General features: G+C 70.0%; 20 protein-coding genes. 9 read left to right on the top strand and 11 right to left on the bottom strand.

Annotation, left to right across the window (positions count from 1 at the left end):
- Window positions 1-5: 5 nt before the first annotated feature.
- The 3 genes from CDO81_RS20575 (at window position 6) to CDO81_RS20565 (ending at window position 4,301) form a co-directional block, all read left to right on the top strand.
- Window positions 6-1,472 carry an NCS1 family nucleobase:cation symporter-1 gene (locus CDO81_RS20575; protein ID WP_088485116.1) on the top strand — a complete coding sequence of 489 codons (1,467 nt, stop codon included), beginning with the start codon at window positions 6-8 and terminating at the stop codon, window positions 1,470-1,472.
- Complete coding sequence (hydA, locus tag CDO81_RS20570; RefSeq protein WP_088485115.1) at window positions 1,469-2,920, top strand: dihydropyrimidinase; 1,452 nt, start codon at window positions 1,469-1,471, stop codon at window positions 2,918-2,920. Before CDO81_RS20575 ends, hydA begins: the two co-directional genes overlap by 4 nt.
- Window positions 2,921-3,038: 118 nt before the next feature.
- Window positions 3,039-4,301, top strand: coding sequence for a Zn-dependent hydrolase (locus CDO81_RS20565; RefSeq protein WP_088485114.1), 1,263 nt, complete (start codon window positions 3,039-3,041; stop codon window positions 4,299-4,301).
- Between the two features lie 4 nt (window positions 4,302-4,305).
- Here the strand turns inward: CDO81_RS20565 and CDO81_RS20560 are convergent, their stop codons facing one another.
- Window positions 4,306-5,115 carry a S1 family peptidase gene (locus CDO81_RS20560; protein WP_088485113.1) on the bottom strand — a complete coding sequence of 270 codons (810 nt, stop codon included), beginning with the start codon at window positions 5,113-5,115 and terminating at the stop codon, window positions 4,306-4,308.
- 58 nt (window positions 5,116-5,173) lie between these two features.
- On the bottom strand, window positions 5,174-7,312 hold the full coding sequence (locus CDO81_RS20555) for a prolyl oligopeptidase family serine peptidase (protein WP_158218363.1): 2,139 nt from the start codon (window positions 7,310-7,312) through the stop codon (window positions 5,174-5,176).
- Window positions 7,313-7,510: 198 nt separating this feature from the next.
- On the opposite strand from CDO81_RS20555, the gene CDO81_RS20550 reads away from it, so the two are divergent.
- The gene (locus CDO81_RS20550) at window positions 7,511-7,969 is read left to right on the top strand and encodes a cupin domain-containing protein (RefSeq protein WP_158218362.1); all 459 of its coding nucleotides are present in this window, start codon (window positions 7,511-7,513) and stop codon (window positions 7,967-7,969) included.
- Window positions 7,970-7,982: 13 nt separating this feature from the next.
- The gene (locus CDO81_RS20545; RefSeq protein ID WP_088485111.1) at window positions 7,983-8,831 is read left to right on the top strand and encodes a helix-turn-helix domain-containing protein; all 849 of its coding nucleotides are present in this window, start codon (window positions 7,983-7,985) and stop codon (window positions 8,829-8,831) included.
- A 3-nt stretch (window positions 8,832-8,834) separates the two neighbouring features.
- Here the strand turns inward: CDO81_RS20545 and CDO81_RS28530 are convergent, their stop codons facing one another.
- From CDO81_RS28530 to CDO81_RS20520, 5 genes are all read right to left on the bottom strand, one after another.
- Window positions 8,835-9,230: a CAP domain-containing protein gene (locus CDO81_RS28530; RefSeq protein ID WP_241517080.1), complete on the bottom strand. Its 396-nt coding sequence runs from the start codon at window positions 9,228-9,230 to the stop codon at window positions 8,835-8,837.
- Window positions 9,231-9,607: 377 nt separating this feature from the next.
- Entirely contained in the window at window positions 9,608-11,467 is a 1,860-nt protein-coding gene (gene ilvD, locus CDO81_RS20535) for a dihydroxy-acid dehydratase (protein ID WP_088485109.1), read from the bottom strand.
- A 119-nt stretch (window positions 11,468-11,586) separates the two neighbouring features.
- A complete protein-coding gene (locus CDO81_RS20530; protein ID WP_088485108.1) occupies window positions 11,587-12,738 on the bottom strand; it encodes a methionine aminotransferase in 1,152 nt (383 codons plus the stop codon).
- Between the two features lie 67 nt (window positions 12,739-12,805).
- Window positions 12,806-13,678 carry a protease HtpX gene (gene htpX / locus CDO81_RS20525; protein WP_088485107.1) on the bottom strand — a complete coding sequence of 291 codons (873 nt, stop codon included), beginning with the start codon at window positions 13,676-13,678 and terminating at the stop codon, window positions 12,806-12,808.
- Window positions 13,679-13,709: 31 nt separating this feature from the next.
- Complete coding sequence (locus tag CDO81_RS20520) at window positions 13,710-13,985, bottom strand: TFIIB-type zinc ribbon-containing protein (RefSeq protein WP_088485106.1); 276 nt, start codon at window positions 13,983-13,985, stop codon at window positions 13,710-13,712.
- Window positions 13,986-14,190: 205 nt separating this feature from the next.
- Here CDO81_RS20520 and CDO81_RS20515 point away from each other — a divergent pair, with 205 nt between their 5' ends.
- The 3 genes from CDO81_RS20515 to CDO81_RS28435 are packed head-to-tail and all read left to right on the top strand — an operon-like array spanning window position 14,191 to window position 16,536.
- Complete coding sequence (locus tag CDO81_RS20515; RefSeq protein ID WP_088485105.1) at window positions 14,191-14,790, top strand: RNA polymerase sigma factor; 600 nt, start codon at window positions 14,191-14,193, stop codon at window positions 14,788-14,790.
- Window positions 14,787-15,308, top strand: coding sequence for a hypothetical protein (locus CDO81_RS20510; RefSeq protein WP_088485104.1), 522 nt, complete (start codon window positions 14,787-14,789; stop codon window positions 15,306-15,308). The genes CDO81_RS20515 and CDO81_RS20510 overlap by 4 nt, the downstream gene beginning before the upstream one ends.
- Before the next feature lie 16 nt (window positions 15,309-15,324).
- The gene (locus CDO81_RS28435) at window positions 15,325-16,536 is read left to right on the top strand and encodes a hypothetical protein (protein ID WP_193466524.1); all 1,212 of its coding nucleotides are present in this window, start codon (window positions 15,325-15,327) and stop codon (window positions 16,534-16,536) included.
- Window positions 16,537-16,542: 6 nt separating this feature from the next.
- On the opposite strand, the gene CDO81_RS20500 is transcribed toward CDO81_RS28435, so the two are convergent.
- Genes CDO81_RS20500 through CDO81_RS20485 form a run of 4 tightly spaced genes read right to left on the bottom strand, consistent with a single transcriptional unit; the run spans window position 16,543 to window position 20,109 of the window.
- Window positions 16,543-18,246: a flotillin family protein gene (locus tag CDO81_RS20500; RefSeq protein ID WP_088485102.1), complete on the bottom strand. Its 1,704-nt coding sequence runs from the start codon at window positions 18,244-18,246 to the stop codon at window positions 16,543-16,545.
- 20 nt (window positions 18,247-18,266) lie between these two features.
- Complete coding sequence (locus CDO81_RS20495; protein WP_088485101.1) at window positions 18,267-18,893, bottom strand: YqiJ family protein; 627 nt, start codon at window positions 18,891-18,893, stop codon at window positions 18,267-18,269.
- A gap of 33 nt (window positions 18,894-18,926) precedes the next feature.
- Entirely contained in the window at window positions 18,927-19,604 is a 678-nt protein-coding gene (locus CDO81_RS20490; RefSeq protein WP_088485100.1) for a PspA/IM30 family protein, read from the bottom strand.
- A 1-nt stretch (window position 19,605) separates the two neighbouring features.
- Window positions 19,606-20,109 (bottom strand): hypothetical protein, encoded by a 504-nt coding sequence (locus CDO81_RS20485; protein WP_088485099.1) that lies wholly within the window; start codon window positions 20,107-20,109, stop codon window positions 19,606-19,608.
- Between the two features lie 56 nt (window positions 20,110-20,165).
- On the opposite strand from CDO81_RS20485, the gene CDO81_RS20480 reads away from it, so the two are divergent.
- On the top strand, window positions 20,166-21,620 hold the full coding sequence (locus CDO81_RS20480) for a tetratricopeptide repeat protein (protein WP_088485098.1): 1,455 nt from the start codon (window positions 20,166-20,168) through the stop codon (window positions 21,618-21,620).
- Window positions 21,621-21,768 lie beyond the last annotated feature (148 nt).

Below are 21,768 nucleotides of genomic sequence, written 5' to 3'. Positions count from 1 at the left end.
TGCTGATGACCGACCCGACGCTGAGCAACCCTGATCTGATCCCGACCACGGCTGCCCAGCGAACCTGGCGCTGGTACCACTTCGCAGCGCTGTGGGTCGGCATGGTGATGTGCATCCCGGCCTACACGCTGGCGGCCAGCCTGATCGAGTCGGGCATGAGCTGGAGCCAGGCGGTGGGCACGGTGTTCCTGGGCAACCTGATCGTGCTGGTGCCCATGCTGCTGATCGGCCATGCCGGCGCCAAGTACGGCATCCCGTACGCGGTGCTGGCGCGGGCCTCGTTCGGCACCCAGGGGGCCAAGCTGCCGGCGCTGCTGCGGGCGCTCGTGGCCTGTGGCTGGTACGGCATCCAGACCTGGTTCGGCGGGCAGATGATCTTCACGCTGGCCGGCGTGCTGCTGGGCCACCCGCTCGGCGGTGACGCGCTGCCGGGCCTGGGCATCAGCGCCGCACAGTTCGGCTGCTTCCTGCTGTTCTGGGCGCTGCAGTTCTGGTTCGTCGTGCACGGCATCGACGCCATCCGCAAGCTCGAGACCTACACCGCCCCGATCAAGATCGTCATCTGCTTCGTGCTGCTGTGGTGGGCCTGGGACAAGGCCGGCGGCTTCGGGCCCATCCTTGAGCAGCCCTCGCAGTTCGTCGAAGGTGGCAAGAAGGCCGGCCAGTTCTCGACCGTGTTCTGGCCGTCCCTCACCGCGATGGTGGGCTTCTGGGCGACGCTCGCCCTCAACATCCCCGACTTCACCCGTTTCGCCAAGAGCCAGCGCGACCAGCTCGTCGGCCAGGCGCTCGGCCTGCCCGGCCCGATGGGGCTGCTGGCGGCGCTCGCGGTGTTCGTCACCTCGGCCACCGTCGTCATCTACGGCAAGGCGCTGTGGGACCCGGTGGACCTCGCCAGCCGCATGACCGGCGCGGCCGTGCTCATCGCGCTCATCGTGCTGCTGATCGACACGGTCAGCGTGAACCTGGCGGCCAACCTCGTCGGCCCGGCCTACGACTTCTCCGCGCTGGCGCCCAACCGAATCAGCTACAAGCTCGGCGGCATCCTGACCTGCGCCATCGCCATCGTGATGATGCCGTGGAAGATCCTGGCCTCGACCGAGGGCTACATCTTCACCTGGCTGATCGGCTACTCGGCCCTGCTCGGGCCGGTGGCGGGCATCCTCATCGTCGACTACTACCTGCTGCGCAAGACGGCGCTGGTGGTGGACGAGCTCTACGTCGAGGGCGGCCGCTACAGCTACCGCGGCGGCTGGAACCTCGCCGCCCTGGTTGCCTTCGCGTTGGGCGTCGCGCCCAACGTCCCCGGATTCCTGAACGCCGCCTTCCCCGCCGCCTTCCCGGAGGTCGGCGCGGCGTTCAAGGCCATCTACACCTACGCCTGGTTTGCCGGGCTGGCCCTCGCCGCCGTGGTCTACGGCGTGCTGATGGCTGGCAAGGCGCAACCCCAACTCGCAAGGACTGCCCCATGAGTTCCCCCCTCCTGATCCGCGGCGCCATCGTCGTCAATCCCGACGCCGAGTCCCGCACCGACGTGCTCTGCGTCGACGGCCGCATCGCCGCCCTGGGCGAGCGCGCCGTGAAGGAAGCACCCGCCGGCACCACCACCCTCGACGGCACCGGCCAGTACCTGCTGCCCGGCGGCATCGACCCGCACACCCACATGCAGCTGCCCTTCATGGGCACGGTCACGCAGGACGACTTCTTCACCGGCACGGCCGCCGCGCTCGCCGGTGGCACGACCAGCATCATCGACTTCGTCATCCCCAACCCGCAGCAGCCGCTGATGGACGCCTACCGCACCTGGCGCGGCTGGGCCGAGAAGGCGGCCGCCGACTACGCCTTCCATGTGGCCGTGACCTGGTGGGACCAGAGCGTCAGCGACGACATGGGCACGCTGGTGCGCGAGGAGGGTGTCAACAGCTTCAAGCACTTCATGGCCTACAAGAACGCCATCATGTGCGACGACGAGACGCTGGTGAACAGCTTCAAGCGTGCGCTCGAACTCGGCGCCATGCCGACCGTGCATGCCGAGAACGGCGAGCTCGTCTACCTGCTGCAGGCCGAGGTCGCGAAGATGGGCATCACCGGCCCGGAAGGCCACCCGCTCTCCCGCCCGCCGATGGTGGAAGGTGAGGCGGCCAACCGCGCGATTGCGATTGCCGACGTGCTGGGCGTGCCCATCTACATCGTGCACGTGAGCTGCATCGAGAGCGCCGAGGCGATTGCCCGCGCCCGGGCCCGCGGCCAGCGCGTGTACGGCGAGGTGCTGGCCGGCCATCTGCTGATCGACGACAGCGTCTACCGCGACCCAGACTTCGCCACCGCCGCGGCCTATGTGATGAGCCCGCCCTTCCGCCCCAAGATCCACCAGGAGTTCCTGTGGCGCGGCCTGCAGAGCGGCCAGCTGCACACCACCGCCACCGACCACTGCACCTTCTGCGCCGCGCAGAAGGCCGTGGGCAAGGACAACTTCGCCAAGATCCCCAACGGCTGTGGCGGCGTCGAGGAGCGCATGGCGGTGCTGTGGGATGCCGGCGTCAACTCCGGGCGGCTGACGCCCAGCGAGTTCGTCGCCATCACCTCGGCCAACGCGGCCAAGCTCTTCAACATGTACCCGCGCAAGGGCGTCATCGCCGAAGGCGCGGACGCCGACCTCGTGCTGTGGGACCCGGCCGGCACCAAGACCTTGAGCGCCAAGACGCAGTTCTCGAAGAACGACTTCAACATCTTCGAGGGCCGCACGGTGCGGGGCGTGCCGAGCCACACGATCTCGCAAGGCCGGGTCGTGTTCGCCCGCGGCGACCTTCGTGCCGAAGCGGGCACGGGCCGCTATCTCAAGCGCCCGCCGTACGGCCCGCAGTTCGACGCCGCAGCGAAACGCGCCCACGACCTCGCGCCGACGGCGGTTGCACGCTGAAGCCCGAGAACACAGCCACAGAGGCACAGAGACCCAGAGAGGCTCAGAGGATTTGCGGCATCGGGATCTCTCTGTGCCTCTGAGCCTCTGTGGCTTTGTATTGACCAAGGACCGCCCCATGGACACCGCCGTCGCCAAGCCCAACATCTCCCAACTCCGCATCAACGGCCAGCGCCTCTGGGCCTCGCTGATGGAACTCGCCCAGGTTGGCGCCACCGACAAGGGAGGCGTCTGCCGCCTCACGCTCACCGACCTCGACAAGCAGGGCCGCGACCTCGTCACCCGCTGGGCGCGCGAGGCGGGCATGACGGTGACCATCGACCAGATCGGCAATGCCTTCATGCGCCGTCCGGGGCGCAACAACAGCCTGCCCCCCGTCATGACGGGCAGCCACATCGACACCCAGCCCACCGGCGGCAAGTTCGATGGCAACTACGGCGTGCTGGCCGGCATCGAGGTCGTGCGCACGCTCAACGACCACGGCATCGAGACCGAGGCACCCATCGAGGTGGCCTTCTGGACGAACGAAGAGGGCTCGCGCTTCGTGCCCGTGATGATGGGCTCCGGCGTGTTCGCCAAGGCCTTCACGCTGGAGCATGCCTATGCCGCGACCGACACCGAGGGCAAGACGGTCAAGGGCGAACTCGAACGCATCGGCTACATCGGCGAGCAGGTGCCGGGCGACCACCCCATCGGCGCCTATTTCGAGACCCACATCGAGCAGGGCCCGGTGCTGGAGGACCACGACAAGACGATTGGCGTGGTGACCGGCGTGCTGGGCATCCGCTGGTACGACTGCGTCGTGACCGGCATGGAAGCCCACGCCGGCCCCACGCCCATGGCCTTGCGCCGCGACGCGCTGCAGGTGGCCACCAAGCTGATGCAGGAGGTGGTGGCGTGCGCGCACCGCCACCCGCCGCACGGGCGCGGCACGGTCGGCATGGTGCAGGTCCACCCCAACAGCCGCAACGTCATCCCGGGCCGCGTCAAGTTCAGCATCGACCTGCGCAACGCGACCGACGCGCTGTGCGAGGCCATGGATGCGGACATCCGCGCGGTGGCCGCCCAGCTTGCGGCCGAGTCGGGCTTGTCCATCGAGATCACGCCCGTCAGCGCCTATCCGGCCCAGCCCTTCCATCCCGACTGCATCGCCGCGGTGCAGAAGGCGGCCGACGCGCTGGGCTACAGCAACATGCCCGCCGTCTCCGGCGCGGGCCATGACGCCGTCTACATGGCCCGCCTGGCGCCCGCCGGCATGATCTTCATCCCGTGCAAGGACGGCATCAGCCACAACGAGATCGAAGACGCCAAGCCCGAGCACATCGAGGCCGGCTGCAACGTGCTGCTGCAGGCCATGCTCGGCGTGGCCGGGCACGGCTGACGGGTCAGCGCTTGACGTACTCCGCCAGCAACGCCGCCGCAGCGCTGGCCGGCACGGCGTAGGTGATGCCTGTCGGCGCGCTCAGCGCTGCCTCCTTGGTGCTCTTGACGATGCCGCCCTGCAGCACGCCCACCACGGTGCCGCTGTCGATGTCGAACACCGGGCCTCCGCTGTTGCCCGGGTAGGCGATGGCGTCGAGCTGCATGACCTTGAAGGCCCCATCGCGCAGCTGGCGCACGGCGCGCGCGCTCAGCCCGGACGGGCTCTGGGCGGGCGAGGCGATCGAGGTCCAGGCCGACACGATGCCCCGATGCGTGGTCAGGGTGTAGCCCAGCGCACTGCCGATCGGGAATCCCATCAGCGCGATGGACGTGCCCTCCGGCGCATCCTGTTCGGCCAGACTCAAGGCCGGCAGCGCCGGCCCGTCGATCTGCAACAGCGCGAGGTCGTTGCGCAGGTCGCGCCCCAGCAGTCGGGCGCTGCGCAACTGCCATTGGTCGTCGCCCTGCCACACCTGCACCGCGATGCTGCGGTCGATGCGCTCCGGCGTGTCAGACGGCACGACGTGGGCGCTGGTCAGCACCTGCAGCCCGTCACCAACGGCAAAGCCTGCCGCACGAAAGCCGAAACGCGGGTTGTCCATCAGGCCATAGCTGCCGACCACGACCACCGAGCGCTTGGCGCGCGTGATCAGCTCGGGCAGGCTGCCGGCGCTCGCCGGTCGTCCACTGCCCATCGCGGCCAGCGCCGCAGCTCCGAGCAGCAGGTGGCGTCGCGACAGCAGACCAGGGCGGGAATCGGGAAAGGCAGGCATGGCAGGCGGTCAGATGAGCGAGGCTGACGAGCCTACTGCAAGGCGCAGGCCCTTTCCTTCAACGTGGCGGCTGGAAGTCGGCCACGCCGGCCCGCCACAGCACGAAGCTGTAGATGTCCGCCCACATCGCATCCCGCTGCGTGCGGGTGGACCCCATGCCGTGGCCGGCGCCGAAGTCGATGCGCAGCAGCACCGGCTGCCCACTGGACGTGGCCGCGGCCAGGCGCGCGGCGTATTTGGCGCTGTGGAAGGTGGCGGCACGCGGGTCGGCCAGGCCACTGACCACCAGCGTGGCCGGGTAGGCAACGCCCGGCTTGATGTGCTGGTAGGGGTCCAGGTCGAACATGGTCTTGAAGGTCGCCGCATCGGCGACGGGCCCGCCCCACTCCGGTATGTCGGCGTTGTTCTGTTCCGAGACATAACGCAGCGGATTCATGAAGCCCACATTGGCGACGGCGCCTGCAAACAACTCGGGCCGCGCGTTCACCGCCTGACCCACCATCACACCCCCGGCCGAGGTGCCCAGCAGGTTCATCTGTGACGACGTCGTCTCGCCGGTGCGCACCAGGGCCTCGGCCACGGCGATCGCATCGTTCCAGGTGTTGGCCTTGGTGGGCCCGCGGCCACCGTAGTGCCAGTCGCGGCCGAACTCACCCCCGCCGCGCACATGGGCCATCACGTAGCGGGCGCCACGGTCCAGCAGGGGCATCAGGGCGGTCTGGAAGGTCGGCATCACGGCGTAACCGTAGGCGCCATAGGCCTCCAGCAGCAGCGGGCCGGGGCCCTGTGCAGCGCGGCCCTTGAGCGACAGCACCGTGTAGGGAATGCGGGTCCCGTCCGCCGCTGTGGCGGTCGAGGTACGGGCCTCGTAGCGGGTCGCGTCGTAGCCCGCCGGCTGGCTGGACATGCCGGTCGGATGCACGGTGCCGCGCGCATCCAGCTCATGCACCGCCGGCGCCTGCAGCCAGCCGGCGAGCGACAGATAGGCCTCGTCACGGCCCGGCACGGTGCTCAGGACCATGACCGAGCCCGGGAAGGGCAGCGCCACGCGTCGGGGCTCGCCCGCAGCACTCACACGCCACAGGCCCATCTGACTGCCTTCGATGGTCTGCACCAGCGGCCCGCTGGCGGTCATCGTGAAGCTTTCGACCACCGGCTGGCCGGGCAGTTCGATGGCGCGCGCCGTCGCCAGGTCAGGGCGGCGGGCCGAGGTCAGCAGGAGTCGCCCCTTGGGCGCGTCGCGCGTGGAGAGCAGCCAGAGCTCGTCGCCGCGCAGCGCAGCGCCTTCGAGCTGCGCCTCGAAGCCGCCCACCTTCGTCCAGCGGGCCCGGCCGGCTAGCAGCGCGTCGCGGCCGGTCACGTAGACCTGCGACTCACGCCGGCCGTCGAAGATCACCAGCAGCGCCATGGGCGACTGGCCATCGAAGCGGATCGCCGCGAACTCGTGCGGCTGCAACGGCACAGGCGGCTTGTCGCGCGGCAGCAGCAAGCGGTCCGGGCCGGCGCTGCCCAGGCGATGCAGGCGCATCTCGTTGTTCAGGTAGTAGGTGGGCGTGCCCTGCTCACCGACGAAGCGCAGGTAGGCAAAGCCGCTGGAGTCGGGCAGCCAGGAGACCTGGCCGAAATCGGTGGCCGGGATGTGAGTGGCCAGCCACCGGCCCGTGGCGACGTCGAGCACGCGCAGTACCGACGCCTCCGTCCCTCGCTGCGAAAGCCCCACCGCCACGAGGCGGCCATTCGGCGACACATGCCACCAGTCCAGCGATTGCGGCTTGCCGTCGACCGCGGCCGGGTCCAGCAGCAGGCGCTCGGCCGCGCGGCCGGTACGCACATACAGCCGCGCGTCTTCCGCCCCGGCATCGCGGCGCTGGATGAAGACCGTCTGGCCCACGCGCCTGACCATGCGGTAGGCCGTCTGTTCGCCCGACAGCGCCTGGATGGACTTCAACAGCCCCGCCCGCCCCGGCAGCCGCGACAGCACCGTCTCGGTATGCCCGGCCTGGGCCTGCAGCCAGGGCATCCAACGCTCGTCCTTGCCGGACTCCATCCAGCGGTAGGGGTCGGCGACCGGCGTGCCGAAGTAGTCGTCGGTCACCACCTCGACTGGCGCGGCAGGCGGTCCGGCCTCGGCTGCACGCACACCAGGGGACAGCAACACGGCAAGGGTCAGGCTCAACCCGGGAAGCAGCTTTCTCACGAACGAACTCCTTGGTGCAGGCACCCACGGAACCTCAGGGCCTTGGCAGCTTAAGCCGCGCCCTCCCCTCGTCGCGGGCCGCCGCCCCCGCACCTCGGGTGGCAGGGCCCACCGATGGAGGACGGGCATGTCCGATTCATGCCAGCGCGGCGGGCACGATCTGGCCATGCTGGCGACATCACATCCACGGACCTTGCCATGCGCCACCCCACCCCCACCGCCGCACTTCACCGCGCCACCACGCCGCTGGCAGTCGGCCCCGACACCTGGCAGCTGCAGCTGCCGGCCGCCTGCACCGGCCAGGCGCTGAGCGTGATGGCGTGGCACGGTGAGGCCCCGGGTGGCCCGCCGCTGCACCTGCACCCTGACCAGGACGAAGTCTTCATCGTCGACGAGGGCGAGTACCGCTTCCAGTGCGGCGACGAACAGCACCTGCTGCGCGCCGGTGACAGCCTCTTCCTGCCACGCGGCGTGCCCCACACCTTTCGCCAGCTCAGCACGACCGGCCGGCTGCGCTTCCTCTACACGCCGGCCGGGCGCATGGAGGACTTCTTCGTCGCCCTGTCACAACTGCCCGGCCCGCCGACGCCCGAAGTGGCGCACACTTTGTTCGCCGACCACGGCATGGCCATCGTCGGCCCACCGCTGGCGGACTGACGCCACCCGCTGCATGCTGCCCCTCTTCCACTTCACGCCACCCTCGCCGCCCTTGCGCGGCTGGGTGCGGCAGCATCAGGTGATCCGGCTGCGCTTCGACAGCGGCCTCGTTGTGCCGGTGAAGCCCTATTGGCCACGGCCGGCTGCCGCGCTGGCTTTCTACCTGCGTGATGCCGAGCATGTGGCTCTCGTGGCCGGCGGGCCCCAACGGCGCAAGGCACGGGCCGTGCTGATCGGCCAGCCGACGGCGGCCACGCTGCGCCAGGGCGGGCACGATTTCGCCGTCTACCAGATCGAGTTCGAGCCCGGCGCGCTCTACCGGCTGACCGGCCTGCCGCTGGACACGCTCACCGACGACTGGCTGGACGCCGAGGCCCTGTTCCCGGCCGACTTCCGCGCGCTGGTGGAGCGCCTCGCGCAACTGGACGACGCCGGCCAGCTCATCGCGCAGGCCGAGGCCTGGCTGATGGCACGGGCGCAGGCACCCCGCCGACCCGAGGCCGCCGCCGACGTTGTCGCGCGCAGGCTGCTGGCCGGCGACGGCCCCGGCCTGGACACCCTCGCGCGCACGCACGGGCTGGACGTGCGCCAGCTGCGCCGACAGTTCGCCGCCCGCACCGGCGTGAGCCCGCGCCTGTTCGGCCGCGTCGCCCGCTTCGACCGCCTGGTGCGCCTGGCCAACCTCGCCCCCCAGGCCCGCTGGCTGGACCTGGCCCTGGACGCCGGCTACCACGATCACCAGCACCTCGCGCGCGACTTCCGCGAGTTCACCGGCATGACGCCGTCAGCCTTCCGGCAGCTGGAGATGCAGGCGCCGGAGCGGCGGTTCGGGTTCTGCGAGTCGAGCGAGCCCGGGCGGTAAGCCTCAGCGCGGCGTGCCGAGGTCCATGGTCCAGTAGGTGCCGTAGGTGTTGCCGCTGCCGCCCTTCACGCAGGCCACGCCGATGTCGGTGAAGCCGGGGTTCATCAGGTTGGCGCAGTGGCCGGGGCTGTTCATCCAGCCGGCCACCACCGACGACACGCTGGACTGCCCGGCAGCGATGTTCTCGCCCCAGGCGCGCCAGCTGTAGCCCGCGGCGCTCATGCGCTGGCCGGCGCTGCTGCCGTCGCTGCCGGTGTGGCTGAAGAAGTTGCCCGACTGCATGTCGTCGCTGTGCTTGAGCGCCGCCTGGGCGATGCTGTCCTGCCAGCGCAGGGCCGCCGCTGGCGCGAAGTTGCCCTCGCTGCCGCAGCTGGCGCCCGCCGCGCGGTAGCGGTTCACAAGCGTTAACAACTCCGACTGGAAATTCGTCAGTTGGCAGGTGGCGCGGGTGCCGGCGACCGGCGCCGGGGCAGGGGCCGGCGCGGGGGCCGGACTGGGTGCCGGCGAGGGTGTGGGCGCAGGCGTGGGGGCCGGAGCTGGCGCGGGGGAAGGCGCGGGCGAAGGGGCCGGAGAGGGCGCCGGGGCCGGTGCTGGCGTCGGCGCCGGGACTGGCGCTGCGGCGACCGGGGTCGGCGTCGTGCTGTCGCCACCGCCACCGCCGCCGCCACCCCCACAAGCGCTGAGCAGCACGGCCAGGCCGGCGCCGCTCCAGGAGATACGGGAAATGCTCATCCGCGCATGGTGCGCGAGCGAGTCACTTCACACGTATCGGAATGTCAGCCCTCGAGCTGGCTCAGGTCGCGCACCGCGCCCTTGTCAGCCGAGGTGGCGAGCAGCGCGTAGGCCTTGAGCGCCGCGCTGACCTTGCGGGGCCGGGCCTCGGCCGGCTTCCAGCCCTTGGCGTCCTGCTCGGCGCGGCGGCGGGCCAGTTCCTCGTCGCTCACCAGCACGTTGATCGTGCGGTTGGGGATGTCGATGCGGATGCGGTCGCCGTTCTTCACCAGGCCGATGGCGCCTCCGGCCGCGGCTTCCGGCGAGCAGTGGCCAATGGACAGGCCCGAGGTACCGCCCGAGAAGCGGCCGTCGGTCAGCAGCGCGCAGGCCTTGCCCAGGCCCTTGCTCTTGATGTAGCTGGTCGGGTAGAGCATCTCCTGCATGCCGGGGCCGCCCTTGGGGCCTTCGTAGCGCACCACCACCACGTCGCCCGCCTTGACCTTGTCGTCCAGGATGTTGGCCACGGCTTCGTCCTGGCTCTCCACGACATGCGCCGGCCCTTCGAACACCAGCAGGCTGTCGTCCACACCGGCGGTCTTCACGACGCAGCCATCCAGCGCGATGTTGCCGCGCAGCACCGCCAGGCCCCCTTCCTTGCTGAAGGCGTGCTCATAGGAACGGATGCAGCCCTCGGCGCGGTCGAGGTCGAGGCTGGGCCAGCGCGTGGCCTGGCTGAAGGCCACCTGGGTCGGGATGCCGGCCGGGCCGGCGAGGTAGAAGGTCTTCACGGCCTCGTCGGTGGACACGGTCACGTCCCACTTGGCCAGCGCCTCACCCATGGTGGGCGCATGCACGGTGGGCGCATCCAGATGCAGCCGGCCAGCCCGGGCCAGCTCGCCCAGGATGGCCATGATGCCGCCGGCGCGGTGCACGTCCTCGATGTGATACTTGTTGGTGTTGGGCGCCACCTTGCACAGCTGCGGCACGCTGCGCGAGAGGCGGTCGATGTCGGTCATGTCGAAATCGATGCCCGCCTCCTGGGCCGCGGCCAGGATGTGCAGGATGGTGTTGGTGGAGCCGCCCATCGCGATGTCCAGCGTCATCGCGTTCTCGAAGGCCTTCTTGCCGATGGCGCGCGGCAGGATGCTGTAGTCCTCGCCCTCGTAGTGGCGCTTGGCCAGCTCGACGATCAGCCGGCCGGCCCGCTTGAAGAGCTGCTCGCGGTCGGCATGCGTGGCCAGCACCGTGCCATTGCCCGGCAGCGACAGGCCCAGCGCCTCGGTCAGGCAGTTCATGGAGTTGGCCGTGAACATGCCCGAGCAGCTGCCGCACGTGGGGCAGGCCGAGCGCTCGACCTCGGCGACGTCGGCGTCGCTGACCTTGTCGTCGGCGGCCATGACCATCGCGTCGATCAGGTCCAGCTTCTTGAACTTCACGGTGGCCGTCTCGGGCACGGCCAGGCGCACCTTGCCGGCTTCCATCGGGCCGCCGGAGACGAACACCACCGGGATGTTGAGCCGCATCGCGGCCATCAGCATGCCGGGGGTGATCTTGTCGCAGTTGGAGATGCACACCAGCGCGTCGGCGCAGTGGGCATTGACCATGTACTCGACCGAGTCCGCAATGATGTCGCGGCTGGGCAGCGAATACAGCATGCCGTCATGGCCCATGGCAATGCCGTCATCCACCGCGATGGTGTTGAACTCCTTGGCCACGCCGCCCACCGACTCGATCTCGCGGGCCACGAGCTGGCCCAGGTCCTTCAGGTGCACATGGCCGGGCACGAACTGGGTGAAGGAGTTGGCGATGGCGATGATGGGCTTGGAGAAGTCATCGTCCTTCATGCCGGTGGCACGCCAGAGCGCGCGAGCACCCGCCATGTTGCGGCCGGCGGTGGTGGTCTTGGAGCGGTAGGTGGGCATGGCGGGGCCTGTGCGGTGCGAAACGGGAGCGCCGATTTTCAGCCACGTCGCTGCCGGTGTCTTGCCACAGGGGACTCTCGCAGGGCGCGCCGAAAGCTCGGTTGCGCCATGCCGAATGCTCAGCGGCCCAATCCAGCCACCAGCCGCCGCGCCGCCTCGGCCAGCGTGTCCTCGCGCTTGGCAAAGCAGAAGCGCACATGCCGCCGCTCCTGCGGCCGCTGGTAGAAGCCGGCCAGCGGGATGGCGGCCACGCCGACCTCGGTGGTGAGCCAGCGGGCGAAGTCCAGCTCGGGCAAGTCCGACACCGCCGAGTAGTCCACCGTCTGGAAATAGGTGCCCTCGCAGGGCAGCAGCTTCAGCGGGGTGGCGGCGAGCGCAGTGCGGAAGGTGTCGCGCTTGGCCTGGTAGAAGTTGCTTAAGGCCTGCCAGGGCGCGGGGTCGGCGAGGTAGGCCGCCAGCGCATGCTGGCTGGGCGTGTGCACCGTGAACACCGTGTACTGGTGCAGGCGCCGGAAGGCGGCCGAGAGCGCCGGTGGCGCGGCCACGAAGCCCACCTTCCAGCCGGTCACATGGAAGGTCTTGCCGAAGCTGCTGACCAGGAAGCTGCGTTCGCGCAGGGCCGGATGGCGGGCCACGCTCTCGTGCTGGGCGCCGTCGAAGACCATGTGCTCGTAGACCTCGTCACTGACGATGAAGAGGTCGTGCTGCTCGGCGATGGCCGCGAGCGCCTGCAGATCGTCGGCCGTGGCCACGCGGCCGCTGGGGTTGTGCGGCGTATTCAACACCAGCGCGCGGGTGCGCGGTGTGATGGCGGCCTGCACGGCCGCCCAATCGATGCGGTAGTCCGCCGTCATCGGCACGCCCACCGGCACGGCACCGGCCAGGCGGATGGCGGGGTCGTAGCTGTCGTAGGCCGGCTCGATGATGAGCACCTCGTCACCCGCGCCGACGCAGGCGTGCAATGCGGTGATGAGGCCCTGGGTGCCGCCGGCCGTGATGGTGATGTCGCGATCGGCGTCGTAGTGGGCGCCGTAGAGGCTGTTGAGCTTGGCCGCGACTGCCTGGCGCAGGGCCGGCACGCCGGTCATGGGTGGGTACTGGTTGTGGCCGGCGGCCATCGCGTCGGTCAAGGCCTGCAGCAGCGCCGGGTCGGCGCCAAAGTCTGGAAATCCCTGGCCCAGGTTGACCGCGCCATGCTCGGCGGCCAGGGCCGACATGACGGTGAAGATGGTGGTGCCGGTGTGGGGCAGCTTGGTGGGCAGAGCAGGCATGGGCGGGCGCGGGCATCAACGCAAGAAGGCTCCCGATTGTGGCGGGAGCCCTGGCGTCAGGTGATGCTCAGGCCTGCTGCAGACGCGCGATGCGAGCCTCCATCGGCGGGTGGCTGGAGAACCAGGCCATCCAGCCATTCGGCCGTGCGCTGATGCCCATGGCTTTCAAGGCCTGGGGCATCTCACCGGGGTCCAGGCCATGCAGGCGGGCCAGCGCGTTGATCATGGGCTGCTTGCGCCCCATGAGGCGGGCTGCGTCGGCATCGGCACGGAACTCCCGCTGGCGCGAGAACCAGGCCACCACCATCGCCGCCACCACGCCCAGCAGCAGGTCCAGCACCACCGTGGTCACGTAGTAGCCCACACCCGGGCCGTCCTGGTTGTTGCGCAACACGAGCTTGTCCACCACATAGCCGATCACACGCGACAGGAACACGACGAAGGTGTTCATGACGCCCTGGATGAGCGTCATCGTGACCATGTCGCCATTGGCCACGTGGGCCACCTCGTGGCCAATGACCGCCTCGACCTCCTCGCGGGTCATCGACTGCAGCAGGCCCGTCGAGACGGCCACCAGCGCCGAGTTCTTGAACGCGCCGGTGGCGAAGGCGTTCGGCGGCCCTTCGTAGATGCCGACCTCCGGCGCGCGGATGCCGGCCGCGGCCGAGAAGCGCGCCACGGTGGTGACGAGCCAGCGGTGGGTGGGGTCGGGCGAGCCGTCGATGACTTGCACGCCCGACGTCCACTTGGCCATGGGCTTGCTGATCAGCAGCGAGATGAACGCGCCGCCAAAGCCCATCACGAAGGCGAAGGCCAGCAGACCGCCCACGCTCAAGCCGTTGGCGGTCAGGAACTGGTTCAGGCCCAGCAAATGCACGGCCACGCCGAGCACCAGCATGACGCCCAGGTTGGTCATCAGGAACAACAACACGCGCTTCATCGCGAAAACTCCTTGGGGGTCGAAGACGAGGTCAGTCGAAGATGTCGCTCAGCCACGACTTGCGGCGGTAGCCGGGATGGTGGCCGTGCTTGCCGTAGTCGGAATCGACGAAGTCCGGCCGGCGCTGCGGCGGCACGGTGGCCGGCGGCGCCGCAGCGGGCACGGCAGCAGTGGCCGAGCGCTCGATGAGCTTGTCGAGCTCACCCCGGTCGAGCCACACGCCGCGGCAATTGGGGCAGTAGTCGATCTCGACGCCCTGGCGTTCGGTCATGGCCAGGGTGGCGTCGGGGCAGGCAGGACACTTCATGGCAACAACTCCAGCAGTGGAAGACCCGCGTAACTTAAGGACTCATCGCGCCCCGTCCCAGCAACCAAATCGGGAGTGAGACTTCCAAGACCCTGAAGCTGGCGCCCCGCAGCCCATGCCGAAAGTGACGACGGGTTTGTCCTGAGTAACGACGGGGGGCTGCTGCGCCCAATAGAGGCATGCGCCCCTCGACCCCTCCCGCCTCATGACCTGGCTCCACCGCCTGGGTTTCGTGGCGCCGGCCCCCGCGGCCATGCACGACGACCACGCGCTGCTGGCCCGCCTGTCCAGCGGCGACGCCGAGGCGCTCGCGCAGCTGTACCGGCGCGAGAGTGGCGCCGTGTACCGCTATGCGCTGGCGCTGGCCGGCGATGAGGCGGCAGCCCTCGACGCCGTTCAGGAAGCCTTCACCCAGCTGCTCCGGGGGGCCCAGGGCTTCGACGCAAGCCGCGGATCGCTGGGCGCTTACCTCGCCGGCATGGCGCGCCACCAGGTGCTGAGCCAGTGGCGTGACACCCGCCGCCATGTGCCGCTGGACGACGCCCTCGACCACGACGACCCCGCCGCCGCCAGCCCCGGCAGCGACGCCCGCCTGCAGCAGGCCCAGCGCCAGCAGGGTCTGTGGGCGGCCATCCGCAGCCTGAACTGGCCCCAGCGCGAGGCGCTGACCCTTGTGGACCTGCAGGAACGCTCCTACGCCGAAGCCGCCGCGATCGCAGGCATCAGCGTGGACGTGCTGCGCACCCGCCTGCACCGCGCCCGCCAACGGCTGGCTGAAGCGCTGGGCGAGGGAGAACGACCATGACTTCACCTGACGACACCCCGGGCTGGCTGCGCCCCGCTCGCACCGAGTTCGCCCGCTTGCACCCCGATGCCGCCCGGGAAGCCGCTTTGCTGGCCGAGCTGACGCGCCAGCTGAAGCCCCGCCCGGCGCGCACGGCCACCGCACAGGACGAAGAGCCCGCGGGCGAGCCTCGCTGGTTCCGGCGCCTGGCTTGGGGCAGCGGCGCCCTTGGCGCGGCGGCCGCGGTGCTGCTGACCACCCTGCTGCTGCTGGACCCGCCCGGCAGCCAAACCGCCCACGCGGCCCCTGCCGATGGCCCGGGCAGCGGCTTCATCCCCGTGGTGCCCGAGGCCGAGTTCCGCGCGGCGCTGGCGGGTGACCGTCCGACCCCCGTCTGGCTGCAGCCCGCCGAGCTCCCGCGAGAGCGTCTGGCCTGGCTGGGCCTCCCGTTTGACGCCAGCCGCGCGGATGAAACCGTTCGCGCCGAACTGCTGGTGAACCCGAGCGGCCAGGTGCTGGCCGTCCGCATCCTGAACTGACCCCATGGAGCCCACCATGACCCTGCCCGTCCTGCCCCTCTCTCACCTTCGCGCCGGCCTGGCCCTGATGGCTTGCGCCGGCCTGCCCGGCCTCGGGGCCGCCAGCCCCGCACCCGACAGTGACCTCGGTCGGGACATCGAGCGACAGGTGCAGACCGCGCTGGCCGACCTGCCGGTGCGGATCGCCCTGGCCGACACCGCCCTGTCCTTTGCGGGTCGCGAGCTGGAGGGCGAACGCGTCGTCAAAGGCGCGCCCTATTGCGCAACGGCGGTGCACGAGAACATCCAGCCGCTGGCTGATGGCAACCGCATCGTGCGCCGCGCGCAGAGCCAGATCTGCCGCGACGGCGAAGGCCGCACCCGCCGCGAAATCCAGCGCGAAGGCGGCCCGCGCATCGTCTACCTGAACGACCCGGTGGCCCGGCAGGCCTGGGTGCTCTACCCCGACGACAAGCGCCTGATGCGCCTGCGCGGCAGCGTGAACTGGACGGCCGCCAGCGCCGACGCCGAAGCCCACGCCGCCTGGCAGGCTTCGATGCGCGACTGGAGCGAGCGCATGAAGGAGCAGGCAGCGCGTTGGAAGGAATGGGGCGCCCGCGTGGCGGAGCAGGCGCGCAGCGCAGATGCCGAGCGGGTGCGGGCCCGTCAGGCGGCCGGAGCCGCCCGCCAGGGTGAGCCGGGCATCGTCATCGAGCGCGAGGTGGTCGTGCCGGCCGCCCCCGGCGCCAGCGCCGTGGAGCGGCGCCGCGAGCTGCGGGTCTACCGCGCCAGCGAGCTGCCCGATCTGCCGCCCATGCCGGCCATGGCCGCGCCGCCTGCGCCGCCGGCGCCCCCCGCCCCGATGGCCCTGCCAGCCCCGCCCGCGCCGCCGCTGCCCGTGCTGCCCACGTTGGTGCTGCCCCGTGAGGGCGGCACGACCACCGCGCTCGCGCCGCGCGAAATCGACGGCGTCAAGGTCACCGGGGAGCGCACGACCTGGACGATCGAAGCCGGCCGCATCGGCAACGAGAAGCCGCTGGTCACGACGCGTGAGGTCTGGCGCAGCCCCGAGCTGATGCTGACGGTGCAAAGCCGCGAGGCCGACCCGCGCCTGGGCGAGCAGACCTACCGGCTAGAAAAGATCCGCCGCGGCGAGCCCGACCCGGCGCTGATGAAGCCGCCGGCTGACTACAGCGATGGCGCACGCCGCAGCGCGCGGCCGGCGGCAAGCGCACCGGCCGCGTCCTGAACGACCTTATTCGGCCGGTGATTCGGCCGGTGTCGCCACCGTCGGGGTGGCCGGCTTGAACATCGTCGCGAGGTTCTGCGCCAGGCCGGTGATGCCCTGGTTGGACAAGCCGGCGTCATGCATGACGGCATCGACGATGGGCTTGGCCACCTGGTACTGCAGGGCCGAGTTCATCACCTGCTCGGGGAAGGTGGCACCACCCGTCGCAGCACCGCCCTCGGCGCTGCCCTGGCCGGGCATGCCGTTGACTTGCACGATGCGGATGGAGTCGATCTGCTCCATCGGCTTGACGGCCTGCGCCAGGATGGCCGGCAGCTGCTGCAGCAGCTGGGTGCGCACCTGCAGGTCGATCTGTGCGGCCGACAGCGTGTTGAGGGCCTCGTTGATCGCACGGCGGCCTTCGGCTTCGGCCAGGGCGGCGGCCTGCTTGGCCTTGGCTTCGATGGTCAGGGCCTCGGCACGGTCGATGGCGGCTTCCTTCTCGGCGGAGGCCGAGACCTTGACCGCGATCGCGTTCTGCTCGGCGTCCTTGGTCGCCTCGATCAGCTGGATGGCCTTCTCACGCTCGGCGACCGCCACCTGACGGGCGGTGTTGACCGTTTCCTCGGCCTTCACGGCTTCGGCGCGCGCCAGGTTGGCAGCCGCATCGGCCTCCGACTGCTCGCGCGACTTGGTGGCGATGGCGATCTGCGTGTCCTGGCGGGCGATCTCTACCTGCTTGCGCTGCTCGGCGCGCTTGAGCTCGGCCTGGCGCTCCTGCTCGATCTCGCGCGTCTGGATGACGAGGTTCTTCTCGATCTCGGCGGCCTTGATCTCGCGCTCGGCCTCGATGCGACGCTGCCCCACCTGCCGCTCGGCTTCGATCTTGACCGTCTCGGCCTCGCGGTTGCGCTCGGCCTGCTGCGCAGCGATCAACGCCACCTGCTCGGCGCGGGCCACTTCCACCTCTCGCTTCTGGGCCAGCGTGGCGAACTCCTGGTCCTTCTCGATGGTGAGCTTCAGGCGCGAGGCTTCGAGGTTCTTGGTGCGCACCTGCACCTCGGTGTCCTGCTCGACGTCGTTGCGCTGCTTGCGGCGCGCCTCGGTCTGCTCGGTCAGACGGGTCAGGCCTTCGGCGTCAAAGGCGTTGTTGGGGTTGAAGAACTGCTTGTCGGTCTGGTCCAGGCTGGTGAGGGACACCGACTCCAGCTCCAAGCCGTTCTTCTCCAGGTCTTCGGCCACGGCGTTCTGCACCGCCTGCACGAAGTCGCGGCGCTTGTCCTGCAGCTCCTGGATGGTCATGGTGGCGGCGGTGGCGCGCAGGCTGTCGACGAACTTGTCTTCCACCAGCGCCTTGAGCTCGTTCGGGCTCATGGTGCGGGCGCCGAGCGTTTGCGCCGCGGTGCTCACGGCCTCCTCGGTCTGCTTCACACGCACGAAGAAGGCCGCCGTCACGTCCACGCGCATGCGGTCCTTGGTGATGAGGCTTTCGCGCTCGCGGCGCTGCACTTCGAGCTTGAGCGTGTTCATGTTCACGAGCACCCGCTCGTGGAAGACCGGCAGCACGATGGCGCCGCCGTCCATGATGACCTTCTGGCCGCCCAGGCCGGTGCGCACGAAGGCGGTCTCCTTGGTGCTGCGCTTGTACAGCCGCGCAAACACGAAGCCGATCGTCAGCAGGCCGAGCAGTGCAATGCCGGCGATACCGGTGATCTCGATGATGTTTTCCATGTGTTCCGTTCTCCCTCGGTTCAGATCAGATGCGGATGCGGGTTCGCAATGCAGCGGTAGAACGCACCCTGCTTGCGCACGATAAGGATCTGCGCGCCTTCTTCGAACACCTCTTCGTCGAAGTCAGGCTCAACCATCAGGTAGTGCATCCGGCCATGGGCGTCGCGCACCCGGGCCTGGGCGGCCAGGCCACGCCGGGCCGCACCGGCACTCACCACGCCCCCACGGCCGACGAGCGACTGCTCGCTCACCGCCGTGGTCTCGTCACGCGGAATGATGTGGGCCACGAGGCTCCCCAGCCCGCGCACCGTGGCCAGGCCCGGAGGCACGGCCAGCAGCCCCGCCACCCAGGCCGGCAGGAAGCTGCCGAGCAGGTTGAACGCGACCTTCTGCAGCGCATAGCCGAACAGCGCATAGCCCAGCAGGAAGATCAGCAGCAGCACCAGTGCCGGCACGCGCCCGAGGTGGAGCCAGCCGAGCACGCGGTCCAGGCCCGACTCGGGCACGGCATGGGGCAGCAGGTCGTCGATGACATTGCTGGGGCTTAGCGCCACCAGCATGCCCAGGCCTTCCAGCAGCGCCACCGCCACGATCAGCGCCACGGCCACGCCGAAAGGCAGGGTCTCCGGCGCAGTGAACAGGTTCATCAGTTCTCCCTTCAGTCCGACAGTTCGCGAGTGTCAGGCCTCTCCGGCCTTGATGCGGGCCAGGCGCTCGGCAATCTGGTGATCACGCACCAGGGCCTCCAGTTCGCTCAGCCGGGCTGCCTGGTCCACATCGCCGCCCTGGCTGCCGCCCTGGGTGCCGTCCAGGCCGGTGTGCCGTTGGTAGACGCGGTCGAAGGCCTCGGTCATCTGCGCCAGGCGCTGCTCCACCGCCGACTGCCCGGCGGCCTGCGCGGCGGAGCCGGTGCTGGCCCGACTCTGACGGAAGGCGGCCAGCGCTTCATGCATCTCCCGCCGCTTGGCCAGCAGCGCGGCGGTGTAGCCCTGCAGCTCCCGCTCCTGGCGGGCCAGGTCCGCCAGCGTGGTCTCCAGCACCGGAATCTGGGCTTCGATATCGAGCTGGCGCGCCACGGCAGCCCGGGCCAGGTCCTCGCGCCCGGCTGCCAGGGCCTGGGCGATCTGTTCGTTCAAGCTCTCGTGACTTCGGTTCAGCCGCGCATGCTGCTGCTGGGCCAGATGACGATTGGCGCTGACCGTGCCCAGCTCATGCCGCACCTCGTCGATCACGCCTTCTGCCTCACGCACGGCCTGCTCCATCGCAGCCTGCGGGTTCAGGTCTTCCAGCCGATCCAGCAGCGCATGCAGGCCACCGGCCACGACGCGACCCACGCGGGTCTTGAGGGATTCCGCCATGTCAGCCTCCTTGTTGGGCGTTGAGGGTCGAGGCGAGCTCGACGGTGGGGCCGAGATGGCGATGCACCACCTCGGGGTCGAACGCATGGGCCGCGCCGGTGGTGGCCTGGCGCAGCAGGGACTCACCCAGCAGCGCGGCCCGGCGCACCAAGGCGTCTTCCAGCCGACCGGCCTCGGCGGCGTTGGCCGGTGCGGCGCTGATGACCAGCGCCATCAGCGTGGTGATCTGCTCCACCAGTTGGCCCAGCACCTCGGAATGCCGCCCCTCCTGGCCCTCGATGCGCACCAGCGCCTCGCGCAGCCGATGCGTCAGCTCGCGCGCCCAGCCGTGGGCGGCCACATAGTCGAACGCGCCGTCATGCTGGCGCTTGAGCTGGCCCAGCAGCACGCGCAACTTGTCGCTGTTGGTGGTCGCGCCCTCGACTTGCAGCTGCGCCAGCCAGAGGTAGAGGTCACTCGGGATGCGCGCCGACAGCGGCTCCATCGTGATCGCTTGCGTCGCCATGCGGCACCGCCTTCAAATGAGTTCACACGAACGCAAATGTATTCATTTGAATTCGCATGTCAACAATCACCTTCAGCCATGGCTTCTTTGCGGCGAGACTGCGGCGCACTCTCGGCCCCGACCTGCGCTCACGCATGAAATACGACGACTCGGAGTACTACTTCCTCAATTTCGAGACCGATCTCGACAACGAAGCCGCCAACACCCACATCGGCATGTTCCTGGCCTGGGCCGTGCACGCCGGCCTGGCTCGGCAGGACGAGCGCGGCGGTCGCTGGGCGGCTGACGTCCAGGCCGTGCTCGCGCGCCGCAAGACGGGCGGGCAGATGCTGTCGGACCAATGCGATGGCAAGCTCACCGATGCCGACCTCAACGCCGAGGGCAATGCGTTTGCGGCGGTCTACTACGACAAGCAGTACCACCACGACTACGCGCGGGTGTTCGACAGCCAGATCCCGAGCACCGGCCACGATGCGGACGACATCTGCAGCGTGCCCGACACCTGGGCCAACTTTGACCTGATCAAGCCCGTGCTGGACCGGCGGCTGGCCGCCTGGCGCCAGAGCCGCCAGACGCCTGAGTTGAGCCTCGTGGGCGACCCACCGCCACCTTCACCCCCGCCGCCAGCGTCGCCACCGCCCGGCCCGGCACCCGACCTCGCCGCGCTGCAGCGGCGCGCCGAACAGGGCGACCGCGACGCCTGGTTCGAGCTCGGCGCCGAATACATCACCGGCGCGCATGTGCCGCAGGACTTCAAGCGCGCGGCCGACTGCTTCGAAAAGGCCGCGCAGGCCGGCCTCGCGCAGGCCGCTTTCAACCTGGGCGTCTGCTACCAGAACGGCGACGGCCGGCCGAAGGACGCCAAGCAGCGCCTGCGCTGGTTCGCCCTCGCGGCCGAAGGCGGGCACGGGCAGGCGGCCTATTTCCTGGCCCTGGCTTACCGGCAGGGCGACGACCTGCCGCAGGATTTCATCGCGTCCAACGCGCTGATGATGCTGGCCCAGAAGCGCGGCGTGGCCGAGGCTCGCCAGGCGGGCGTGATGGCGGGCAGCCTGGCCGAGTCCACCGCGCTGGCCGCCCAACTGAGCGAACCGGGCCAGTTGGTAGCGCTGCTGTCGGCCCGTCGGCGCAAGGTGCTGGCCGGGCAGGCGGACACCGGCGTGGAACGCTTCAAGCACGGCCCGAACGCCGGGCGCCAGCCGGCGTCTCCCGATGCCGCGCCCGATGCCGAACGCCCGGCCGCGGGCTTCGGGCTGGGCCACGTGGCCTTGCTGGTGGGCGCCGCCGCTGTCATCGTGCTGCTGGTCCTGAACATGCGCGGCCAGCGCTTCGTGGGGTTGTCGTGGGCGCTGTCCCTGATTGGCGCGGTCGGTGTCTTCAAGGTCGGCCCCTCGGTCGGCGTCAAGGGCGCTACCCGCACGCTGGCCACCGTGCTCGCGGCACTGCCCGCCCTCGGCAGCTTCGTGAATCTGTGGATGGTGCTGCGCTGGCTGGGGCGGCGATCGGCATGACCCCCATCCGAGGCCGTCGCCGCCCGACGCCGCTGCGCAACTCAGGGTAAGCCCCTGAAGATCGCAGCCTTCCTAGCGTTTGTCCGACGGGCGCACGCCCTGACCCCGCAGTTGAAGGGTAGGCATGCCGATGGGGCGTGCCTATCCT

Origin of the sequence: Roseateles puraquae, assembly GCF_002205845.1 — a bacterium.
Lineage (GTDB): Bacteria > Pseudomonadota > Gammaproteobacteria > Burkholderiales > Burkholderiaceae_C > Pelomonas > Pelomonas puraquae.
Note: the sequence above shows the minus strand (reverse complement) of the source record. Positions and strands in the feature narration are given on the sequence as shown.